The organism is Synechococcus sp. FACHB-909 (genome assembly GCF_014698945.1).
Taxonomy (GTDB): Bacteria; Cyanobacteriota; Cyanobacteriia; order PCC-6307; family Cyanobiaceae; genus Cyanobium.
The window spans coordinates 474,053-494,029 of record NZ_JACJTY010000002.1; the positions used below are offsets into that span (position 1 = coordinate 474,053).

The following is a 19,977-nucleotide window of genomic DNA, read 5'->3' on the forward strand; positions in this document are numbered from 1 at the left end:
GTCACCACGGGTTCGTCAAGGTTCCAGCAGCCCCCTCCGCCGCAGCGGTTCGAGATTCGCCAGTCGCAGCCCCTCGGCCGTCTGGACGATGGTTCCCCGGGAGCGGAACTGGGTGAGGATCCGGGAGGTGGTGCCCCGGGCCAGGCCGGCGATGGTGGCGATCTCCGTCTGCTTCAGGTCGGGAATCGGGGCGAGCGGATCGTTTCCATAGCCGCTGCAGAAGGCCAGCTCCAGCAGGGTGGCCAGGACACGGGTGGAGGCATCCTCGCCCCGCAGGCTGAAGCGTCGTCCCAGGCTGAGCAGTCGTCTTCCCTGCAGGCGGGCCATCTCAAGGGCGAAGTCCGTTGAGCGATCCAGTTCGTCCTGAACCGTTTTCCAGCGCAGTTTCACCACCTCGAGCGGGGTGAGCGCCACCACATCGGCGGAACGTCGACTGTTCCCGAGCAGCATCGCCAGCTCACCGAACATTTCTCCGGCCCCCATCAGCGCGATCACCACCTCCTCCCCCTGCAGGGTGAAGCGCCGGACCTTCACCACCCCCGAGCGGATCAGGAACAAGCCATCGTTCCAGTCGCCCTCGAAGACCAGCTGATGCTGCGCCGGCACCTGCAGGGTCCTGTGCTCGCCGAGAAGGCTCTCCAGCTGCTTGATCTCAAGGCCCGCGAACAGCGGGAAGGACCTCAACTCACTGGCCTCGAAGCCCCCCATCACCCTCCGACGGCGACGCCACCATCCCATGGTTTGCCTGGGTTGTCATCCAGGTGACAGCTGGGTGGCACCGATCTCCCGCCTGGAGGCGATGGGGATCAACACACGCCGGGAGCGATCCCCGGACAGTGGCGCCATTGCGTGGGCTCGCCTGTCATGTCCTCCCCCGTCCTCCATGCGCGGCGCCGGTGGCCCGTGCCCGCTGGGACGCCTGGGTGGGTCGGTTGCTGCTGGCCGGAACTGCTCGCCCTGGTGGTCGCCGGCTCGTCGGGCCAGGCCACCGCGTGGTGGCTTCTGCTGCCCTCCCTGATCCGGCTGAGCTGGTGCTCGGCCGAACTCCTCCATGGGGCCGGCCATGGGCTGCTGCGGGCCATGGTTGACAGCGATGGCGCCGCCCTGGCCGTGGTCAACCTCCTGGAGCATCGCTCCCCTGGCGAGACCCTCCGGAGCCTGGCGCCCCTGGGGCCGATCGGTCCGGCCGACGGCGGGGTGCGATCGCTGCCCTGGGTGGCCGTCGGTGACCCGACGCCCTGGCGGGTGCGACTGAAGGCCAGCGGCGGACTGCTGTTCAACCTGCTGGCCCTCGCCCTGGCCTGGGGCGTCCTGGTGGCCTTGCCCGCCGATGGCTCCGCCCCGGTCCGGGCCCTGCTGGTCAGCGTGGCGGCGGCCAACGGCGCGCTGCTGCTGGCCTCACGCACCGACTGGCAGGCGATCGGCAGCGGCCGGGCCGCCTGCTTCCACTGCGGCCATTTCGGCTTCATCAGTGCGGACGATCCGGCGGCACGGGGGGAGCTGTTGTCGCCGCCTGCGATCGAGCGCTTCCGGGCCATGGGCCTGGAGATGGAAACCCGGGGAGCCCCCGCGGGAGCCGGTCTGGTGCTGGTGCGCGATCGGAAGGGCCGGATCGGCTTCGTCGGGCACGGGATGGCCAACGGCAAGCGCGGCCACCTCACCCGATCGCTGGAGCGCGGCCTTCGCCGTGCCGGACACCGGGCCCTGCGGACGGGCCGACGAACGCTGCCTTCCGGGCTGATCGCGGCCTGGCATTACGGCTCCGGCTCCAGCGGCGCCCCCGGCAACCTGGCGTCCCACTGGCACCAATGGTCCCCGCCCCAGCGCCGCCGTCTCTGGTCCAGGCGGCAGGGACGCTGGGTGAGTGACTGGCAGGCGGTGCAGCACCGCATCGCCCACGACGGCAGCTTTGAAGGCTTCACCCTGTTCGGCACCGAGGCGGACGTCAACGAACTGGGGGCCTGGCTGGCGGTTGCCCTCCGCTGCGGCCATCCGGCGGCCGGCGCCTCGACGACGATGGCCGGACTGATGGATCTGCTGATCTGCCAGGGCGACTGGTTCGCCTCCGTGCGGCTGGCTTCCCTCCGCCTTCTGGCGGAGCCCGCCACCGCCCCGGCCACCGACGCGTTCGGGCCCTGGGCCACGGGCTTCGAAGCCGCCTTCCAGGATCAGATCGCCTCCCGCCCGGACGCCGGCCTCGATCAACCCGGGGTGCTCGAGGAGCTGACCCTGCGGATCCAGCAGCGGCTGGAGGCCGATGCCCGGCTGCGGCGTTACAGCTCCGCGCGGACGCAACGCTGGATCCGTGCGGCCATCGGCGCGTTCCTGCACAACGACCCCTTTGCCGCGGCCCGCCAGTTCATGGCCTGCGGTCGGGGCCGCTTCGGGCTGGTCGTGATCTCCTCGACCTGGCCCGACCGGCTTGTGCTCTGCAGCCAGGGGCAGCCGATCAGCATCGGCTTCGATGGACCCGGCGCCACGGCCCTCTACGCCTCCGAACCGGCCGCGGTGGAGACCGTGCTGGCGGGCCGGCCCGGCTGCCACCGCATCGATCTGGATCCCATCGCCGGCGAGATCGCCCTTCTGTCCCCCACGGACCTCACCATCCACTCCCTGTCGCAGGAACGGGAGCTGACCCTGGAGGAGATCCGTCGCCGCCGCCAACTCTGCAGTGAGGGCCATGGATCAGCGGGGGCCCCATCCAGGCACGGCCGCCTGCGCCTGGACCCGGTCGCCGCGGACCTGGCGGCCATCCCCGGCCTGCTGTCCAGGATCCAGGACGACTGGATCAATCCCCGCTCGGCCAATCGCGCCAGCGCCAAGGCCCTGGCCCGGTTGCTGATCGGCACGGCGACGCGACGGCATGACAAGCAGGCATCGCTCGGCCGGGAGGGGCTGGATCCGGCCCTGGCCCGGTCCAGCCATGTGGACCTCCTGGTCACCGGCATCGAGAACAACCTCTGGCTGGGTGCCCACTTCGCACGGGACCTGGAACGGCTCATGCCCATGCTGCATGTGAGCACGCTCTCCGCCAGCTGCGTGCTCCAGCAGCTGCACCGCGACCCATCGTCCCTGAATCTGTCCCGCCGGTCGATCGTGCTGGTGCTCAGCGATTCCGGCCAGAGCACCCCCTGCCGGCAGGTGCTGGACGCCTGCGATCGGCTGGTGAGCGAGGCCGTGATCCAGGATGTGTTCCTGGTCATCGGCGATCCGGCCAGCCTCCCGGGGGCTTCGTCGCTGGCCCCCGACGCCCCCGACGGCCCCGGCAGCCCCGAGTCTCCCGACCAGGCCTTCCGCCATCGCCTGTTCACCACGGCCGCGGGACGCCGCAGCTCCGAAGCGGCCACCGCCACGGTGGCCGCCATGCACCAGACCCTCACCGAGCTGCTGTTCTGCCTCTGCCGCCAGGTCCAGCAGGCCTTCCCGGAGCAGCGCCCCCTGGGACTGCGGCTGCGACCCGAGGCCCTGCTGGCCCTGGAGACCATGGAGGACCAGCTCCTAGTCAACGATGTCCGCGAGATCATCGGTGCCGATGAAGGGGGGCAGCCCCTCACCAGCGCCGTCTCCCGTCAGCTGGTGCAGGAGGGACGGCAATGGGCCTGGCATGTCCTGGAGACCCCGACCGCCTGGCTGATCCACGCGCTCTACGTCCTGGGCAGCCTGGGATGGGGGACGCCGCTGTTCCGGGGCGTCACCCTGGCCCTGTTGCCACTGCTCGGCCTTGCCGAAGGGCAAGGGATGGGGGCCCTGTTGCTGGCCCTGAGCCTGCCCGCCGACGTGGCCCTCTACGTCCTGGGTCCCTGGTGCTGGACCCTGGGCCTGAGGTTCCTGCAGGGGCGCCAGCTCCTGGCCCGTACCGGCCGGCGCACCCTGGTGATCGGGGAGGCCGAGGGGGTGCACCAGTTGCTCAGCAACTACGTCAGCAAGCTCTTCGCCCTGAGCTATGGCCTCACGGCCCTCGATGTGCATGGCACTGATCCGATCGATTCCCTGCTGCATGGCTATGGCCATCGGCTGGTGCGCGGCACGCTGCTGTTCCTGGGCGTCCCGGACGGCCGCTGCAGCCAAAGGCAACGTGCCCACGCCGATGCGGTGATCCAGGCGGCACGGCAGGCCGATGGCCTCCGCCACCTGGGCGCCGGCCCCGACATCGTCGCCCTGAGTTCCGATCCCTGCATCACCGCCGAGCGCTTTCATGCGGCCCTGGTGATCCCCAGCCCGATCCATGGGGGCTGCGGCAACGGCATCCGCCTCCCCAGCGACGATGGCATCGAAGCGATCCGGGAATCCCGCTTCGGATCCCTCCGGCGGTTGCTGGCCGCCTATGTGTTCTTCCATGCCATGGCCCGCCGGGTGGCCATGTTCCCGGGGCTGGGCTTCGACTGGTGGACCTCCCAGAGCTGTCCGAAGCCGTTGACGGCCACCCCGCCGAAGGCCCGCGCGGCTGGGCACGCCAGGGCTGGGTCGGTGGCGGCTGGGTCGGTGGCGATCGAGCCACCTGTGCGCGCCAGGCTGGTCCATCAGCTCCGCCGCTGATGACTCACGGGCGTGTTCAGGGCCTGGCCATCGGCCTGTCACCTTGATGACAGCCAGCCACCATCAACAGGACAGGAGGGCGTGATCGCGGGTCCAGGTCTTTTTGATCGTCCTCTTCACACTCAGGGGGCCCTTCACGGACATGACCATGACGGCAGGTGGCATCAGAACACGGTTCTGGATTGACATGAGCCTGGAGTGTGTTCGCAGGGATCACACCAATTCCCTGTCCTCCGGTGACCAGAGGGGACCCTTTCTCACGGCTCGGGCCCTCGGGATGGCCCTGGCGGCTCTGCATGACGTCAGGGCCGTGGTCGACGGCTCCGCCACCAAGCTGCTCAGCCTTCCGATCCCCGCCGGCCTGCTCCCGTTTCCCAGCCATAAGGAGAGGGATCTGGCCGCCGCTGCCGCCTGTCACCAGGTGCTCCGGCTGCGCTATCCCAACCAGGCCTCCATGCTGGAGCCGGCCTGGATCAACTGGCTCGACTACTTCGAGATGGGTCCTGCCAGGACGCCGGTGGAGATGGCCGGCAGGGCCTACGGCACGGCCGTCCATCAGTTCGGCATGGACGACATGAACAAGGCGCGCGCCGCTTACACGCCTGACGGCACGCCCTACAACCACAAGGCGCCACCCACCCAGCCGACCCAGGGTTTTCTGGGTGGCGTCTGGGGAAGCGCCACACCCCTGGCCGCGGCCCGGGTGATGGACTTTCCGCCGCCGCCCGGTCGCCTCGGCGCCGACACCGTCACCTCCACCCAGCACTATCGCGATGACTTCGGCAGAGTTGCGGCCAAGGGTGAGATCAACCGCGCCCCCGGCGACCCGGCCTTCCGGACCCTCGCCGAAGAGGTCATCGGCATCGCCTGGGGGTACGACGGCCCCCAGGAGCTCGGAACCCCACCCCGCCTCTACCTGCAGGTGGTGCTGACCGTTCTTGACTCCATCGAGGAACGCAATCCCGGCCAACTCGAGGAGCTGGATGAACTGGGTGTCATCGCTGGCGCGGCCGTGGCCATGGCCGATGCGGGCATCGATGCCTGGCACTACAAATACGCTCCGACCCACATGATGTGGCGCCCGGCGGTGGGGATCCGCGAGGCCGTTGCCGGCAACGGGGTCGCCGACCCCGACTGGCTGCCCCTGGGGCGTCCGGACACCAACGGCGCCGGCACGGGGCTGACGCCCGATTTCCCCGCCTACCCCTCCGGCCATGCGACCTTCGGGGCGGCCGCCTTCCAGCTGCTGCGGCTGTTCCTGGTGGAGAGGGGTGTCAGCAGCTTCGATCTCGGCGGCAGCGGCCTGGATGATGTGCGCTTCGAATTCGTCTCCGATGAGTTCGATGGCCGCAACATGGATCCCCGCACGCAGCGGCCGCGGGAACTTCTCACCCTGAGTTACGACAATCTGTGGCAGGCGATGGTGGATAACTCGCTGAGCCGGGTCTACCTGGGTGTGCACTGGCAATTCGATGGCATCACCAGCCGCCTTCCCGGTACCAGCGAAGACATCTTTGGTGTTCCTCCCACTCCCAGGGAGCTGGGCCATACCGGTGGCGTCTGGCTTGGTGCCCAGATCGCCAATCAGCTGGCTATGAAACTCGACATCTCGAGGGCCACGATCGCCGCCTCCGGGATCCTCTGAGCCCCCGGGCGCGAAGGCGGCCAGCGCGCCGCCTCGGGCCTCAGCCCTTGGGCGTTCTGGCCAGATAATCCTCCTGAAGGATGTACATGCGTTTGACGTCCCGGTACTGGCCTTCGATGAAGAACTCGCCCACCAGATGGCCCTCTTCGACGAAGCCGCACTGCTGATAGAGGTGCAGGGCCTTTTCGTTGTCGACCGCCACGGACAGGTAGATCTTGTGGAGATTCAGGATGGTGAAGGAGTAGTCGAGGGCTTTGTGGATGCAGAACCTGGCGTAGCCCTTGCCCTGGTGCGCCGGGGCGATGATGATCTGGAATTCCGCCCGGCGGTGGATGTAGTCGATCTCGATCAGCTCCACCAGGCCGATCAGCTCCCTGGCCCCGTTCTCCACGCCCCCGTTCTCTGCGCCCCCGTTCTCTACGCCCCGATTCTCGACGACAAAGCGGCGCTCGGCATTGTCGTGGATGTGGCGGTTGTAGAGCTCCTCAAGCTCATCGAAGGACTCGTAGGGCTCTTCGAACCAGTAGGCCATCACGCTGCGGTTGTTGACCTGGTCGTGGATGAACCGCAGATCCCCCCGCTCCAGGGCCCGCAGGGTCAGCTCCGCTCTCGCCACCGGATTCCAGATCGTCCTGCACAGACGGTAGGGCTGCACTGCAGGATGGCAGTCGCAGCGATCTGAGCTCCGCCGCCGTGACCAGCCCCACCCCAGGCGAGAGCCCGGCCGTTCCCCCCTGCCCCCGGGCCCGGCCGGAGGTGGAGACCCTCACCGCCTACAGCGCCCCCCTGGAGGGGCGCCGCGGCCTGCTGCGGCTTGACTTCAACGAGAACACCGTCGGGCCCAGCCCCCGGGTGGTGGAGGCGATCCGCGCCATCCCGGCCGATCATTACGCCATCTATCCGGAGTACGACGGCCTGCGGGAGGCGGTGGTGCGCTCCCTCGGGGGCCGGGGCCTGACGCCGGCCCACATCGGCCTGTTCAACGGCGTGGATGCGGCCATCCATGCCGTCTTCCAGGCCTTCGGCTCGCCGGGCGACCGGTTGCTGACCACCAGCCCCACCTTCGGCTACTACACGCCCTGTGCCCGTATGCAGGGCATGGCGATCGAGGCCATCCCGTACCGCCTGCCGGATTTCGGCTTCCCGCTCGAGGCGATCCGGGCGGCTCTGGAGGCCCCGGCAGCGGCGGCGGGCGCCCCACGGATCCTGCTGATCTGCAACCCCAACAACCCCACCGGCACCCGGCTGGCGCCCGAGCGGATCCTGGAGCTGGCGGCGGCGGCGCCGGACACCCTGGTGGTGGTCGATGAGCTCTACGAGGCCTTCACCGGCGACAGCGTGCTGCCCGTCGCCGATTTCGCGGTGGCCCCCAACCTGCTGGTGCTGCGCTCCCTGGCCAAGACGGCCGGCCTGGCGGGCCTGCGCATCGGCTTCGCCATCGGCGCGCCGGCGCTGGTGGAGCGGGTGGGCCGGGTCTGCGGGCCCTACGACATCAACAGCTTCGCGGTCACCGCCGCCCATGCCGCCCTGGCCGACCAGGCCTATGTGGATGCCTACGTGGCCGAGGTGCTGCGTGCCCGCGACCAGCTCCTGAGCCAGTTGCGCCAGGCGGGTGTGCGCCACCATGCCGCCGGCGGCAACTACCTGCTGCTCTGGCCCCGCCGTTCCGCGGAGGCGGTGGAGGCCGACCTGCGCCAGGCCGGCATCCTGGTGCGCTCGATGGCCGGCAAGCCGCTGATCGACGGCTCCCTGCGGGTCAGCCTCGGCACCGGTGAGCAGATGGAGCGCTTCTGGGCGGCCTACCGCCGCATCGACGGGCTGGGGTGAGGCGCGCGTGCCGGTGCAGGCCTCAGCGCATCACCTCCACCACCACCCCATCCCCGAGGGGCGGCACCACCGAGATGGTGCGGCCGCTGCGGCGCACCGTGGCCCCCACCATCGCCTTCAGGAACGGCTCCACCGACCCCTGGTCGCAGCCGGCGGGGGGCTTGCCGGTGGTGTACTGCACCGGAATCACCCGACGGGCCTGCAGCTCCCGGGCCACCTCGGCCGCCTCCTGGCCGGTGTAGACCTTGCCGCCGCCGCCCACGCCGATGATCAGCACATCGGGGCGTCCCAGCAGCACCCGGTCGGCGGGGCCGAGGCGGCCGGCGGTGCCACCGAGGTGGGCGATGTCGAGGCCGCCCTGGCGCCAGCGCCAGAGGGTGGCGTTGCCGAAGCGGCGGCCGCCCACCCGGTCGTGGGGGGCGGCGATGCCCTCGATCTGCAGGCCGGCCAGCCGGTAGGAGCCCGGCTTCACCAGGAACTTGCCGCTGGCCACCTGGGCGCCCTCATCCTTGAGCAGGCTGCTGGCCAGGATCACATCGGCGCTGACGCGGGGCACGGGCAGGCCGGCGGCGCACCCCACGGCCTGGAACGGGTTGACCAGCACCCGGGCGCCACCCCCCTGGATCATCAGGGCGCTGTGGCCCAGGTGGGTGATCGAGACGCCGCCGCCCTTCTGGGCCAGGGCCGGCATCGGCAGGGTGAGTCCGGCCGCCAGGGCCAGACCCGCACCCAGACGCAGGGCCGTGGTGGTGGTGCGACGCAACGCTGTCGCGGATCCGGTCAGCGCTGTCGCGGACCGGCTGGTGGGGTCAACCATGGAGTCGCGTCTGGCCCCACCGGGCCCGGGATGTGGCGCGAAACTAGCAGTGGGAGGCCAGGCGCAGGAAATTGGCCAGCAGCTGGTGACCGGCCTGGGTGAGCACGCTCTCCGGATGGAACTGCACCCCCTGCAGGTGGTGGTGCTCCCGGTGCTGCAGGCCCATGATCGTGCCGTCCTCCAGCCAGGCGGTGATCTCCAGGCAGTCGGGCAACGTCTCCCGCTCGGCGATCAGGCTGTGGTAGCGGGTGGCGGTGAGGGGCTCGGGCAGGCCTTCGAACACCCCGGCGCCCCGGTGGTGCACCGGTGAGGTCTTGCCGTGCATCAGCTCGCCGGCCCGCACCACCCGACCGCCGAACACCTGGGCCAGGCACTGGTGCCCCAGGCACACCCCCAGCACGGGCACGGTGGGTCCCAGGTCCCGCAGCACCTCCAGGCAGACCCCGGCCTGGTCCGGGTCGCCGGGGCCGGGGGAGATCAGGATCGCCGCCGGGTCGAGGGCCCGGATCTGCTCCAGGTCGAGGGCGTCGTTGCGTTCCACCCGCACCGTGGCGGCGAGGGGGTGGTCGGCGGCCAGTTCACCCAGGTACTGGACCAGGTTGAAGGTGAAGCTGTCGTAGTTGTCGAGGACCAGGAGCATGGGGACGGTCTAGACGCCGAGGCGGATCAGCAGGGGGGGCACGAGCAGCAGCAGGGCGATCAGCAGCGACGAGAGGGCGGCGACGAGCACGGCGGCGGCGGCGCAGTCCTTGGCGATGCGGGCCAGGGGGTGGAACTGGCGGCCGATGGCGAGGTCCACCACCGCCTCGGTGGCGGTGTTGAGCAGCTCCAGCACCAGCACCGCCGCCACCGTGAGCACCAGTACCGCCAGGCGGTCAGCGGCCAGCCGCAGCCACAGCCCCAGGCCGAACACCACGGCCCCCGTGAACACATGGATGCGGAAGTTGCGCTGGCTGGCGAAGCCGTAGGCCAGGCCCTGGGCGGCGTAGCGGAAGCTCGCCGGCAGGTCGCCCGCCACCTTCCACGCCCCCACCCGCAGGCGCCTGCCGCGGCGATGCACGTCGTTGGTCACGTCGCTGGTCACTTCGCGGAGGGCCGGCGGATGTTCCTCTGGAACGAGCATCGGCATCGCACCGCCGTTGGAGGGACAAGCGGCACCCTACCGCCGATGACCGCTGGGAACAGCCCCTGTCAGGAGGGGGACGCCGCCAGCAGGGCCGTCTGCCGGGCCAGCATCGCCTCCAGGCTGTCGTCATCGGGGTGATCCCAGCCCAGCAGGTGCAGCAGGCCATGGCTGGCCAGGAACAGCAGCTCCTCCTCCAGGCCGTGGCCGGCCGCCTCGGCCTGCCGCCGGGCCGTGTCGAGGGAGATGACGATGTCGCCCAGCTCCAGCCACTCCGGCTCCGCCCCCGGCGGGGCCGGCGGCGCCTCCTCCTGGGCGGCGAAGGCCAGCACGTCGGTGGGGCCGCTGTGCTGGCGCCAGGCCTGGTTGAGCTCGGCGATCGTGGCGTCGTCCGTGAGCTCCAGCCCCAGGCTGTAGCCCTCGGCGCGCAGGGGGGCCGGCAGCTCCGGCCGCAGCTGGGCCAGCCAGGCGCCCAGGTGGGAGCACCAGAGCGCCTCGGCCCCGGCGGGGTCCGCCAGGGGCTCCGGGGGCATGGCGTCACCGGCAGCCCCGGACTCCAGGCTGAAGGCCAGGTCGATCTCCGGCGCCGCCTGTGGGGTGGTCATCCCGGCAGGCTGGGGCGACCCAGCCAGGCGATCAGCAGCAGGAAGCCGCTCAGGCCCAGGGCGGTGAGGCCGAAATGGAGCAGGCTCTGGCGGCCCTTGCGCACCATGTTGCGCATGGCGAGCTTCACGAAGCTCGGGTTCTCGCCCCCGGCCTCGGCGGTGGGGGTGGGCTGGGGGCTGGGGCGCTCGGGCATGGGGGGCGCTGCGGTGGGGATCAGGCGGCCGCGTCGGCGGCGATCTCCACACCCTGGCGCAGCAGCGACTGGATGAAGGGATCCAGATCCCCGTCCATCACCCCCTGCACGTCGGTGGTCTCCTGGGCGGTGCGCAGGTCCTTGACCATCTGGTACGGGTGGAACACGTAGTTGCGGATCTGGTTGCCCCAGGCCGCCTCGACGATGTCGCCGCGGATGTCGGCGATCTCGGCCGCCCGCTGCTCCTGGGCGATCACCAGCAGCTTGGCCATCAGCAGGGCCATGGCCTTCTCCTTGTTCTGGAGCTGGGAGCGCTCCTGGGTGCAGCGCACCGCCAGGCCCGTGGGGATGTGCAGGATCCGCACGGCCGTCTCCACCTTGTTGACGTTCTGGCCGCCGGCGCCGCCGGAGCGGGAGGTGGTGACCTCCAGGTCCTTCTCGGGGATGTCGAGCTTGACGTCCTCCTCGAGCTTGGGCATCACCTCCACGCCGGCGAAGCTGGTCTGGCGCTTGTCGTTGGCGTTGAAGGGCGAGATCCGCACCAGCCGGTGGGTGCCCTTCTCGTTGCGCAGGTAGCCGTAGGCGTAGCGGCCGTCAATCTCGATCGTGCAGCTCTTGATGCCCGCCTCCTCCCCTTCCGAGAGCTCGTCCACGGTCACCTTCATGCCGTGGTCCTCGGCCCAGCGGGTGTACATCCGCATCAGCATCAGGGCCCAGTCCTGGGCGTCGGTGCCGCCGGCACCGGCATTGATCGAGATCACCGCCCCCTCCTTGTCGTAGGGGCCGCTCAGCAGGCGCTCCAGCTCCCAGCGGTCGAGGGCCCCCTTGAGGCTCTGCAGGCCGCCGTTGGCCTCGCTGAGGAGCTCCTCATCGGGCTCCAGGTCGTACAGCTCCAGGGTGGCGCGGGCATCGTCGACCGCCGCCTGCCACTGCAGCAGCTGCTCCAGCTGGGCCTTCACCTCATCCAGATGGCGCATCTGCTTCTGGGCCTGCAGCTGGTCGTCCCAGAAACCGGGCTGGGAGGCGAGCTGTTCCAGGTCCCGCTGGCGGGCTTTCAGGGCCGGTACGTCAAAGACAGTCCTGGGCATGGCCCAGGCGGTCGGTGAGCTCGGAGAGGTCGCGCTTGAAGTCGGTGAGATCCAGCAAGGGGAAGCGAATCCGGCGATGGCTCGACCCTATCAGCGCCCCGCCTCCGGTCGCCCCGGGCGTTGCGGGGACCGGGGCAGGCGGATCAGGGCGTCCGCGAGCAGCAGCAGCCGACTGGCGATCAGCAGCTGGGTGCGGTCGCCCTGGGGCGCCGCCGTCGACTCCGGCAGCGCCGCGCTCAGCAGGTCCCGACAGCGGCCCAGGTCCGCCACCGCGTCAGGGGCGTCCCGTCCCTGCACCAGCGCCTCGATCCGGGTCCGGCCGTCGTCCAGCAGCCGCGGGACCAGCCCGGGCGGCACCCAGGCCGCCGGGGCCGCCTCCTTGAGCAGCAGGCCGAGATCCCGCGCCGCGCTCATCACCGTGCTGCCGTGCTGCAGCTGCTGCTGGGCCCGCAGCACCGCCTCGTCCGGCTGGCCGTGGATCAGCGTCCGCTCGGCCGCCAGCTGGGGTAAGCGGCGGCGCAGGCCATTGCGGCGCTCCCGCAGGGCGGCGAACGCCTCCTCCGGCTCGGGACTGTGCGGCAGTCGCTCCAGCAGGCGGGCCAGATCGAGCAGCCAGCCGTCACAGGAGGCCTGCCAGGCGCTGGAGGACCGCTGGCTGTAGATGTGGCGCGACACCAGCACCCCGATGATCACGCCCAGGATCGTCATCACCATCCGCCAGAACACGTAGTGCCACCAGGCGTCGCCGTGGTTCATCAGGCTGCCCGCCACCATGTGGCCGCCCACCACGAAGCCGCTGGTCAGACCGGCGGCGAAGCCGAACAGCCGCACCAGGGTCAGTCCCAGGAACACCCCGAGGGCGCTCGACAGGCCGCCCAAGACCCCCGCGGCGATCACCACGGCGAGCAGTCCCAGCAGGGTGCCGATGATCCGCTCGCGCCCGGCCAGCACGCCGCCGCCGAGGTCGGTCTCGAGAATGATCAGGACCCCCAGGGCCAGAAACAGGCCCTCCGGCAGCGCCAGGTGGTTGCAGGCGGCCACCACCAGCGCCAGGACCGCCCCGTTGCGCACGATCACGGCCGATCGCCCCGGCGCTGTCATGGCGCTGCCGCCAGGCTCCGCAGCCGCAGCAGGGCCTCGCGGCAGGCCTCGGCGTCGATGGAGCGCAGCACGGCCGGCACCCGGACCATGGCGACGGCGTGGCGCAGCGCCTGCTCAAGCGCCTCATGCCGCTGCTGCATCCCGTCACTCGCCAGGCCGTGGGCCTGGGGGCTGCGCAGCACGGCGGCGCGCACGGCGCAGTGGGCGCCGTAGGCGCTGATCAGTTCCTCCTCCCCGTCGTGGGAGGTTCCAGCCAGCAGGGCTTCGATCCGGCCCAGCAGAGTCCGCTCGCTGTCCTCCAGGCGCTGCAGCGGTGAGCGGAACCAGAACAGGCGTTCGACGGCCATGCCCAGCAGCAGCCCCAGCAGGTGCCAGCCGGTCCTGTCGATGACGTACCAGCCCCCCATCCGCTCGTGGGCGGGAACCGCCAGGATCAGCACGGTCATGATCACCGCGTTCATCAGCGTGGCCGGACTCAGCCCCAGCCGGCGTCCCAGCAGCTGGATGAGGACGTAGCCGACCCCGATGGCGAGCCAGTTGTGCAGGGCCTGGGTGAGCAGCACCACCACGGCGCCCCCGAACACGGTGCCCACGATCCGCGCCCAGGCCGCCTCCCGCGACGCCTCCGGTGTGGGCAGCAGGCTCCGGGCGGCGCCATAGACCACATAGAAACCGTCGACCGCGTTGACGTCCGGTCCGGCCGCCGCGTGGATGCCGGCCGCGAGGAAACCGGCGAACCCCACCTGCAGGGCGTTGCGGATCTGCTGGGGCGAAGGGGGACGGGGGAGCATCGAGCCGACGGACCAGGCGCCGCCGGGAGATCAGGCCACAGGATGCCGGGCCTGCGCGGATCGGCACGGGCGGGTCTGGTGGGGCATGGCCGATCCCCTTAAGCTGCGCCACGACGCCCCACGAGTGACCGGATGGAGATCCCAGGAGTCCCCCCAGAGCAATCCGGGCAGGACGCCGTGGAGGTGAAGCCGCCGGCCAAGGTGGAGATCTACACCTATCGATTCTCCCCCGACTGCATCCGGGCCAAGGGTCTGCTGGACCGGCTCGGGGTCACCTACAACGAATTCATCATCGACGACGACGAGATCAACAAGGAAGTGATGATGAAGCGCTCCGGCGGCCGCACCAGCGTTCCCCAGATCTTCATCGACGGCATCGCCATCGGCGGCTACGTCGAGCTCGCCAAGCTCAACACCTCCGGTGAGCTGGGCCCCATCCTGCGTCTGAGCGCGTGAGCCGCGATCGGGACGCCCAGCTGTTCGTGGTCGATCCGATCACGCGCCTGCGGCCGGCCAAGGACTCCAGCGTGGCCCTGATGCAGGCGGCCCAGCGGGCTGGCCTGGCGGTGTGGGTCTGCACCCAGGCCGATCTCTCCAGTGCCGCCGCGGACGACGGCAGCCACCGGCCCCGGGCCTGGGCCCAGCCGGTGCGACTGGCCCCGATGGCCGCCACCGCCGAGGGCTGGAGCGTGCCCGATCCCTGGGTCGAGGCCGACGAGCCCCGTGACATGCCGCTGGATCACTTCCGCTGGATCTGGATGCGCAAGGATCCGCCCGTCGACGAGGCCTACCTCTACGCCACCCAGTTGCTGGAGCTGGCCGAGCCCTTCGGGGTGCGGGTGCTCAACCGCCCGGCGGCCCTGCGGTCCTGGAACGAGAAGCTGGGCGCCCTGCGTTTCAGCCATCTGATGGCGCCGTCGCTGGTCAGCGCCCGGGTGGAGCAGCTGGCCGCCTTCGCCGCCGGCCACCAGGAGGTGGTGCTCAAGCCCCTGGCGGGGCGGGCCGGCCAGGGGGTGGTGCGGACCGCGGCTGCGGCCCCCGGCCTGCGGTCCCTGCTGGAGCTGGTCACCCTCCAGGAGACGCTGCCCGTGATGGTCCAGGCCTTTCTGCCCGCGGTCACTGCCGGCGACAAGCGGATCCTGCTGGTGGACGGGGAGCCCCTCGGCGCCGTGAACCGGGTGCCGAAGGCGGGGGACTTCCGCAGCAACCTGGCCCTGGGGGGCGCCCCCGTCGCCGCCGACCTGACCGACGCCGAGCGGCGCATCTGCGATGCGCTGGCGCCGGTGCTGCGGGCCGAGGGGCTGTTCTTCGTCGGCATCGACGTCATCGACGGCCGGCTCAGCGAGATCAACGTCACCAGTCCCACCGGCGTGCGGGAAGTGGAACGGCTGGGCCGCAAGCCTCTGGCCGATCAGGTGATCGAGCGCCTGCTGGCCGGCTGAGGGGGGCCCTGCTCAGCCGAAGCCGGCCGCCAGCGGCAGGTTGAGCTGCTGCTGCAGCACCCCGAGCTTGAGCGCCACCTCCTGCAGCTCCCGCTCGGGGTGGGAGCCCCGCACCAGCCCCGCCCCGGCGGTCAGCTCCAGCTGCCGCCCCCGCAGGGTGCCGCTGCGGATCGCCACCCGCAGGTCCGTGTCGCCTTCGGTGTCGATCCAGCCGATCGGGGCGGCGTAGTGCCCCCGCTCGAACGGCTCCAGGCTGCGCAGCCAGGCCATCGCCTCGCGCCGGGGCAGGCCCGCCACCGCCGGGGTGGGGTGGAGGGCTTCGGCCAGGGTCAGCGGGGCCTGACCGCGCAGCGACGCCGTGATCGGGGTGTGCAGATGGACCAGGGAGCCGTGGCGGGCCAGCCGCGGCCGCCGCGGCCGCCGCGGATCGAGGCCCGCCTTCTGCAGCACGGCGGTGATCGTCTCCACCACCAGCTCGTGTTCGTGGCGGTCCTTGCGCGACTGGAGCAGGAGATCGGCCGGCTCCCCCAGCGGCGCGGTGCCTGCCAGGGCATCACTGCGCAGCTGGCCCTGCCGCAGGGTGAGCAGCCGTTCCGGCGAGGCCCCCACCAGCGCTTCCCGCTCCGAGCGCTGCCAGAGGAAGCGGCAGCTGCCGGGCTGGCTGCGGCGCAGGTGCGACAGCAGGCTGAGGGGATCGAGGGGACCATCGAGCAACAGCTGCTGGCGCACCGCCAGCACCAGCTTCTGCAGCTCGCCCCGCTCCACCAGCTCCAGGGCCCGGTCAAGGGCGGAGCGGTAGCCCGCGTGCCAGTGGGAGCCATGGGCGATGCCCACCGGGGTGCCCCGGCCCGCCACGGAAGGGCCGCGCCCGACCAGGGCCTCGAGCCGCTGGCGGGCGTCCCAGAGTTCCTCGGCCACGCTGCGGGCCGTGACGTCGCCCCCCAGGCTGCGCTGCAGCCGCAGCCAGCAGTGGCGGCCCTGGCGGCTCAGCTGCCAGGTGGGCAGGACCGCCTGCACCCCCGCCGCTCCAGTGCCGGGATGCAGGGGGCTCTCGAAGAAGGCGAAGGCCAGCAGCACCCGGGGCCGGGCCAGGGCTGGACAGGGGGCCGATTCGCGGGCCAGGCGGCTGAGGCTGAGGCTGCTGAAGCGCTGGGCCAGCTCGAAGCGCCGCGGACCGCTCAGCTCCAGGCTGTTGCACTGGCCGGCGGCGGCGATGCTGAGGCCCGGGGCGCCGTCCCAGAGGAAGCGGAAGTCGCCGCCCGTGCCCAGGTGGGTCAGGGCCACGAGGGGGTCGAGGGCGGCCATCGGCAGGGCCAGGCTGAGCACTCCCTCCTCCTCCAGACGCCGGCTGGCGGCGGTGGCTGCCGAGAGCAGCGCGGAGAAGGTGGCAGGGGCCTGCACCAAGGGGCCGCGGGACCGGGGCGGAAGGCTGCTCAAATGTATGGGCCTTTCCCCGCCCAACGCCCGCGGCCCCCATGTCTGAGCCACAGGTCGTCGCAAGCCGTTACGCCGCGGGGGGTGGGGCCGCCTCTGGGGCCTCTTCCCGCGGCCGCCTCTGGCGGGCGGCGGTGAAGTGGCCCATGTACGCCGTGGCGGTGATGCCGGTGCTGCTGGCGGCGGGCTGGCGGCTGGGCCAGGGTCTGGGCCTGCGGCCCGGGCAGCTGCTGCTCTTCCTGCTGGCCGCCGTGCTGCTGCTGGCCTGGGAGAACCTCGCCAACGACGTCTTCGATGCCGACACCGGCGTCGACACCCACGGCAAGCCCCATTCGGTGGTCAACCTCACCGGCCGGCGCGACCGGGTGCTTGCTCTGGCCAATGGCTGTCTGTTGGTGGGGCTGGCCCTGATGACCCTGGTGGCCCTGCGCAGCAGCACCGCCGTGCTGCTGCTGGTGCTGCTCTGCTGCGGCCTGGGCTACCTGTACCAGGGGCCCCCGTTCCGCCTCGGCTACCGGGGCCTGGGGGAACCCCTCTGCTGGCTGGCCTTCGGCCCCTGCGCCACCGCCGCCGCCCTGCTGGCCCTGGCCCCGGCCGGTGAGGGGGCGGGCGGGGTGCCCTGGGGGGCCGCCCTGCTGCTGGGCAGCGGACCGGCCCTGGCCACCACCCTGGTGCTGTTCTGCTCCCATTTCCACCAGGTGGAGGAGGACGCCGCCCACGGCAAGCGCTCGCCGGTGGTGCGCCTCGGCACCCAGCGCGCCGCCGGCCTGGTGCCCTGGTTCGTGGCCGCGGCCCTGGCCCTCCAGTGGGCGCCGGTGCTGCTGGGCTGGTGGCCCCTCACGGCCCTTCTGGGGGCCATCGGCCTGCCGCCGGCCCGGGCCCTGATCCGGCTCCTCGGCGAGGAGCACCACCAGCCCGAGCGCATCATCGGCAGCAAGTTCCTGGCCCTGCGCTTCCAGGCCTTCAACGGCCTCGGGCTCGCCTGCGGCCTGGCCCTGGGCCCCTGGCTGATGGCGCTGGCGGGCCGGTGAGCGCGGGCGCGGCCATCGGGGGCCCTGGGGGTCGGCTGGCCCTGCAGATCCGGCCCTTCGCCTTCCGGCTGCCCAGGCCGCTGCAGACGGCCACCGGCGCGGTGGCGGCCAAGCGGGGTTGGCTGCTGCGGCTGCAGGGCCCCGACGGCGGCGTCGGCTGGGGGGAGGCGGCGCCGCTCGACCCGGGGGAGACGGGCGCGGTGGCCGCCGCCCTGGAGGGCCTCGGCCCCGACCTGGAACGGATCGATCTGGAGCGCAGCCTGCCCGCCCTGCCGCCCAGCCTGGCCTTCGCCCTGGGGGGCGCCCTGGCCGAGATCGACGCCGAGGTGGGGGCGGACGCCGGTGGCTGGCTGGCCGCTCCCCCATCGGCCTGGCTGCTCCCCGCCGGCGACGCGATGCTCGAGGCCCTGGAGCGGGGGCTCGCCGGCCCTCCAGGCCCGCCCACCTTCAAGTGGAAGGTGGCGGCGGCGGCCGATGGGCTGGAGCGGCGCCTGCTGGAGCGGCTGCTGGAGCGCCTGCCGGCCCACGGCCGCCTGCGGCTCGATGCCAACGGCGGCTGGGACCGGGCCACCGCCGCCGCCTGGGCCGAACGGCTGGGGCAGGAGCCGCGGCTGCAGTGGCTGGAGCAGCCCCTGGCCGCCGGCGACCAGGAGGGCCTCGAGGCGCTGTCCCTGCGGATACCGGTGGCCCTGGATGAATCCCTGCGCCATTGGCCAGAGCTGCGGCAGCGCTGGACGGGCTGGCAGGTGCGACGTCCGTCCCAGGACGGGGATCCCCGGCCCCTGCTGGCCGAGCTGGGCCGGGGGATGCCCCGGCTGATGGTCAGCACCGGCTTCGAGACGGGCATCGGCGCCCGCTGGACGGCCCACCTGGCGGCCCTGCAGTGGCGGGGCTCGACGCCGGTGGCCCCGGGCCTGGCGCCGGACTGGACGCCCGCCGGCCCCCTGTTTGATCCGGACCCCGAGCGGGTCTGGGCGGCGGCGGCCTGAGCCGGGGCCGGCGCTGGCGCCCCTCACCAGCCCTACCGTGCCCGAAAGCGCCGCCTGCCCGTGGCGCTCCGCCGAGACCCCGCGTGGCCGATCCCCCCTGGGCGCCCCTGCTGCTCGATGCCGCCCGGGCCGACCCCGCGGCGGCGGCGGCGGCCCGCCTGGAGCAGGCCTGGGGGCAGCAACGGCTGGTGGCCCTGGCGGGCCCCGGGCAGCAGGGGGAGCTGGCCGCGGCCCTGGGCGGTGCTCCGGGGGAGCTGGCGGACCTGGCCCGGTTCGGGGCCGCCGTGGTGGTGGGCAGCGGCGGCAGCAGCGGCGGCCGCCACTGGTGTCTGCAGCCCCTGGCCCATCTGCAGGCTTCCGCTGACGCCACCGCCGCCTGGCTGGAGGGCCTGGGCCTGGAGCCGGCGGCCTGCCTCCATCTCGACCCTTTGCCCCTGCACCACGTCAGCGGCCTGCTGCCGCTGGTGCGGGCCCGCCGCTGGGGGGGGGAGCTGCGCTGGCTGGCCCCGGCGCTGCTGCGCCGGCCGGAGCTCCTGCCCGAGGCCTGTCCCCTGCCCGGGGGGCGGCCCGTGCTGCTCTCCCTGGTGCCCACCCAGCTGGCCCGGCTGCTGGCCAGCCCTGCGGCCACGGCCTGGCTGGCCGGCTGCGCCGTCATCTGGGTCGGCGGGGCGGGGCTGCCGGCCCCGCTGGCGGCCGCCGCCCGCCGCGCTCGCCTGCCCCTGGCCCCCTGCTACGGCGCCACCGAGACCGCCGCCATGGTGTGTGCCCTGCCGCCGCAGGACTTCCTGGCCGGCGTGCCGGGCTGTGGCGCGCCCCTGGCGGACGTGGCCCTGCGCCTCGATGGCGCCACCGGGGCCGTGGAGGTGCGCTGCGCCCGCCTCAGCCCCGGCCGGCTGGTGGGGGGGCGCCTGCAGCCCCTGCCGCTGCAGCCGGACGGCTGGTGGCGCAGCGGTGACGGCGGCCGGATCGGGCCCGAGGGGCTGGAGCTGCTCGGCCGCCTCGATGGGGCCCTGCACAGCGGTGGCGAGACGGTGTTCCCGGAGCGGCTGGAGGAACGGCTGCAGGCCGAGGCGGCCCGCGACGGGGCTGACGTGGAGGCCCTGCTGCTGCTGGCCCGCCCCGATCCGGAATGGGGGGAACGGCTGGTGGCCCTGGTGCGGCCACGGCGTGAGGCGGAAGGGGCCGAGCTGCTGGCTCTTCTGCAGGCCATCACGGCCGCCTGGGCCCCCGCCGAGCGGCCCCGGAGCTGGCACCTCTGCCCCTCGCTGGCGCCGACCGCCGCAGGCAAATGGGAACGGGGACGTTGGCAGCGCTGGCTGGACTCGCTAGAAGCCTTCTGAACCGCCCCTGCCGC

19 protein-coding genes are annotated in these 19,977 nt (G+C 72.3%); 8 read left to right on the forward strand and 11 right to left on the reverse strand.

Going from position 1 to position 19,977, the window contains the following annotated elements; genetic code table 11:
• Positions 1-15: 15 nt before the first annotated feature.
• Positions 16-684, reverse strand: a complete 669-nt coding sequence (locus H6G99_RS05605) for a Crp/Fnr family transcriptional regulator (RefSeq protein WP_286190994.1) — start codon at positions 682-684, stop codon at positions 16-18.
• Positions 685-960: 276 nt separating this feature from the next.
• Here H6G99_RS05605 and H6G99_RS05610 point away from each other — a divergent pair, with 276 nt between their 5' ends.
• Both H6G99_RS05610 and H6G99_RS05615 read left to right on the forward strand, forming a co-directional pair.
• Positions 961-4,536: a hypothetical protein gene (locus H6G99_RS05610; RefSeq protein ID WP_190610433.1), complete on the forward strand. Its 3,576-nt coding sequence runs from the start codon at positions 961-963 to the stop codon at positions 4,534-4,536.
• Between the two features lie 277 nt (positions 4,537-4,813).
• Positions 4,814-6,181, forward strand: a complete 1,368-nt coding sequence (locus H6G99_RS05615; RefSeq protein WP_190610435.1) for a vanadium-dependent haloperoxidase — start codon at positions 4,814-4,816, stop codon at positions 6,179-6,181.
• Between the two features lie 40 nt (positions 6,182-6,221).
• Here the strand turns inward: H6G99_RS05615 and speG are convergent, their stop codons facing one another.
• Entirely contained in the window at positions 6,222-6,797 is a 576-nt protein-coding gene (gene speG / locus H6G99_RS05620; protein ID WP_190610437.1) for a spermidine N1-acetyltransferase, read from the reverse strand.
• A 77-nt stretch (positions 6,798-6,874) separates the two neighbouring features.
• Here speG and H6G99_RS05625 point away from each other — a divergent pair, with 77 nt between their 5' ends.
• Complete coding sequence (locus H6G99_RS05625; protein WP_190610438.1) at positions 6,875-8,008, forward strand: pyridoxal phosphate-dependent aminotransferase; 1,134 nt, start codon at positions 6,875-6,877, stop codon at positions 8,006-8,008.
• A 22-nt stretch (positions 8,009-8,030) separates the two neighbouring features.
• Here H6G99_RS05625 and H6G99_RS05630 read toward each other — a convergent pair whose 3' ends face one another.
• The 8 genes from H6G99_RS05630 to H6G99_RS05665 form a co-directional block, all read right to left on the reverse strand.
• Positions 8,031-8,825: an MBL fold metallo-hydrolase gene (locus H6G99_RS05630; protein WP_190610440.1), complete on the reverse strand. Its 795-nt coding sequence runs from the start codon at positions 8,823-8,825 to the stop codon at positions 8,031-8,033.
• Between the two features lie 43 nt (positions 8,826-8,868).
• The gene (locus H6G99_RS05635) at positions 8,869-9,465 is read right to left on the reverse strand and encodes an anthranilate synthase component II (RefSeq protein ID WP_190610441.1); all 597 of its coding nucleotides are present in this window, start codon (positions 9,463-9,465) and stop codon (positions 8,869-8,871) included.
• A 9-nt stretch (positions 9,466-9,474) separates the two neighbouring features.
• Complete coding sequence (locus H6G99_RS05640) at positions 9,475-9,948, reverse strand: diacylglycerol kinase family protein (protein ID WP_094585812.1); 474 nt, start codon at positions 9,946-9,948, stop codon at positions 9,475-9,477.
• A 68-nt stretch (positions 9,949-10,016) separates the two neighbouring features.
• Complete coding sequence (gene ybeY / locus H6G99_RS05645; RefSeq protein WP_190610443.1) at positions 10,017-10,553, reverse strand: rRNA maturation RNase YbeY; 537 nt, start codon at positions 10,551-10,553, stop codon at positions 10,017-10,019.
• Complete coding sequence (locus tag H6G99_RS05650) at positions 10,550-10,747, reverse strand: DUF3285 domain-containing protein (protein ID WP_190610445.1); 198 nt, start codon at positions 10,745-10,747, stop codon at positions 10,550-10,552. Before H6G99_RS05650 ends, ybeY begins: the two co-directional genes overlap by 4 nt.
• A gap of 20 nt (positions 10,748-10,767) precedes the next feature.
• Positions 10,768-11,893 (reverse strand): peptide chain release factor 2 gene (gene prfB, locus H6G99_RS05655; RefSeq protein ID WP_199296980.1). Its coding sequence is split into 2 segments (ribosomal slippage): positions 10,768-11,817 and positions 11,819-11,893, totalling 1,125 coding nucleotides; the frame shifts between segments, so codons are not numbered across the junction.
• Positions 11,894-11,925: 32 nt separating this feature from the next.
• The gene (locus H6G99_RS05660) at positions 11,926-12,936 is read right to left on the reverse strand and encodes an FUSC family protein (RefSeq protein WP_190610446.1); all 1,011 of its coding nucleotides are present in this window, start codon (positions 12,934-12,936) and stop codon (positions 11,926-11,928) included.
• Positions 12,933-13,727, reverse strand: coding sequence for an FUSC family protein (locus tag H6G99_RS05665; RefSeq protein WP_190610448.1), 795 nt, complete (start codon positions 13,725-13,727; stop codon positions 12,933-12,935). The genes H6G99_RS05660 and H6G99_RS05665 overlap by 4 nt, the downstream gene beginning before the upstream one ends.
• Before the next feature lie 132 nt (positions 13,728-13,859).
• Between H6G99_RS05665 and H6G99_RS05670 the strand changes: the two genes are divergently transcribed.
• Both H6G99_RS05670 and gshB read left to right on the forward strand, forming a co-directional pair.
• Positions 13,860-14,183, forward strand: coding sequence for a glutaredoxin domain-containing protein (locus tag H6G99_RS05670; RefSeq protein WP_094585802.1), 324 nt, complete (start codon positions 13,860-13,862; stop codon positions 14,181-14,183).
• Entirely contained in the window at positions 14,180-15,169 is a 990-nt protein-coding gene (gshB, locus tag H6G99_RS05675) for a glutathione synthase (protein ID WP_190610450.1), read from the forward strand. The genes H6G99_RS05670 and gshB overlap by 4 nt, the downstream gene beginning before the upstream one ends.
• Before the next feature lie 12 nt (positions 15,170-15,181).
• Here the strand turns inward: gshB and H6G99_RS05680 are convergent, their stop codons facing one another.
• A complete protein-coding gene (locus tag H6G99_RS05680; RefSeq protein WP_190610452.1) occupies positions 15,182-16,573 on the reverse strand; it encodes an isochorismate synthase in 1,392 nt (463 codons plus the stop codon).
• A 71-nt stretch (positions 16,574-16,644) separates the two neighbouring features.
• On the opposite strand from H6G99_RS05680, the gene menA reads away from it, so the two are divergent.
• The 3 genes from menA (at position 16,645) to H6G99_RS05695 (ending at position 19,963) form a co-directional block, all read left to right on the forward strand.
• Positions 16,645-17,634 carry a 2-carboxy-1,4-naphthoquinone phytyltransferase gene (gene menA, locus H6G99_RS05685; protein WP_190610453.1) on the forward strand — a complete coding sequence of 330 codons (990 nt, stop codon included), beginning with the start codon at positions 16,645-16,647 and terminating at the stop codon, positions 17,632-17,634.
• The gene (locus H6G99_RS05690; RefSeq protein WP_353617180.1) at positions 17,631-18,623 is read left to right on the forward strand and encodes an o-succinylbenzoate synthase; all 993 of its coding nucleotides are present in this window, start codon (positions 17,631-17,633) and stop codon (positions 18,621-18,623) included. The genes menA and H6G99_RS05690 overlap by 4 nt, the downstream gene beginning before the upstream one ends.
• A gap of 83 nt (positions 18,624-18,706) precedes the next feature.
• Positions 18,707-19,963, forward strand: a complete 1,257-nt coding sequence (locus H6G99_RS05695; protein ID WP_190610455.1) for an AMP-binding protein — start codon at positions 18,707-18,709, stop codon at positions 19,961-19,963.
• Positions 19,964-19,977: the final 14 nt, after the last annotated feature.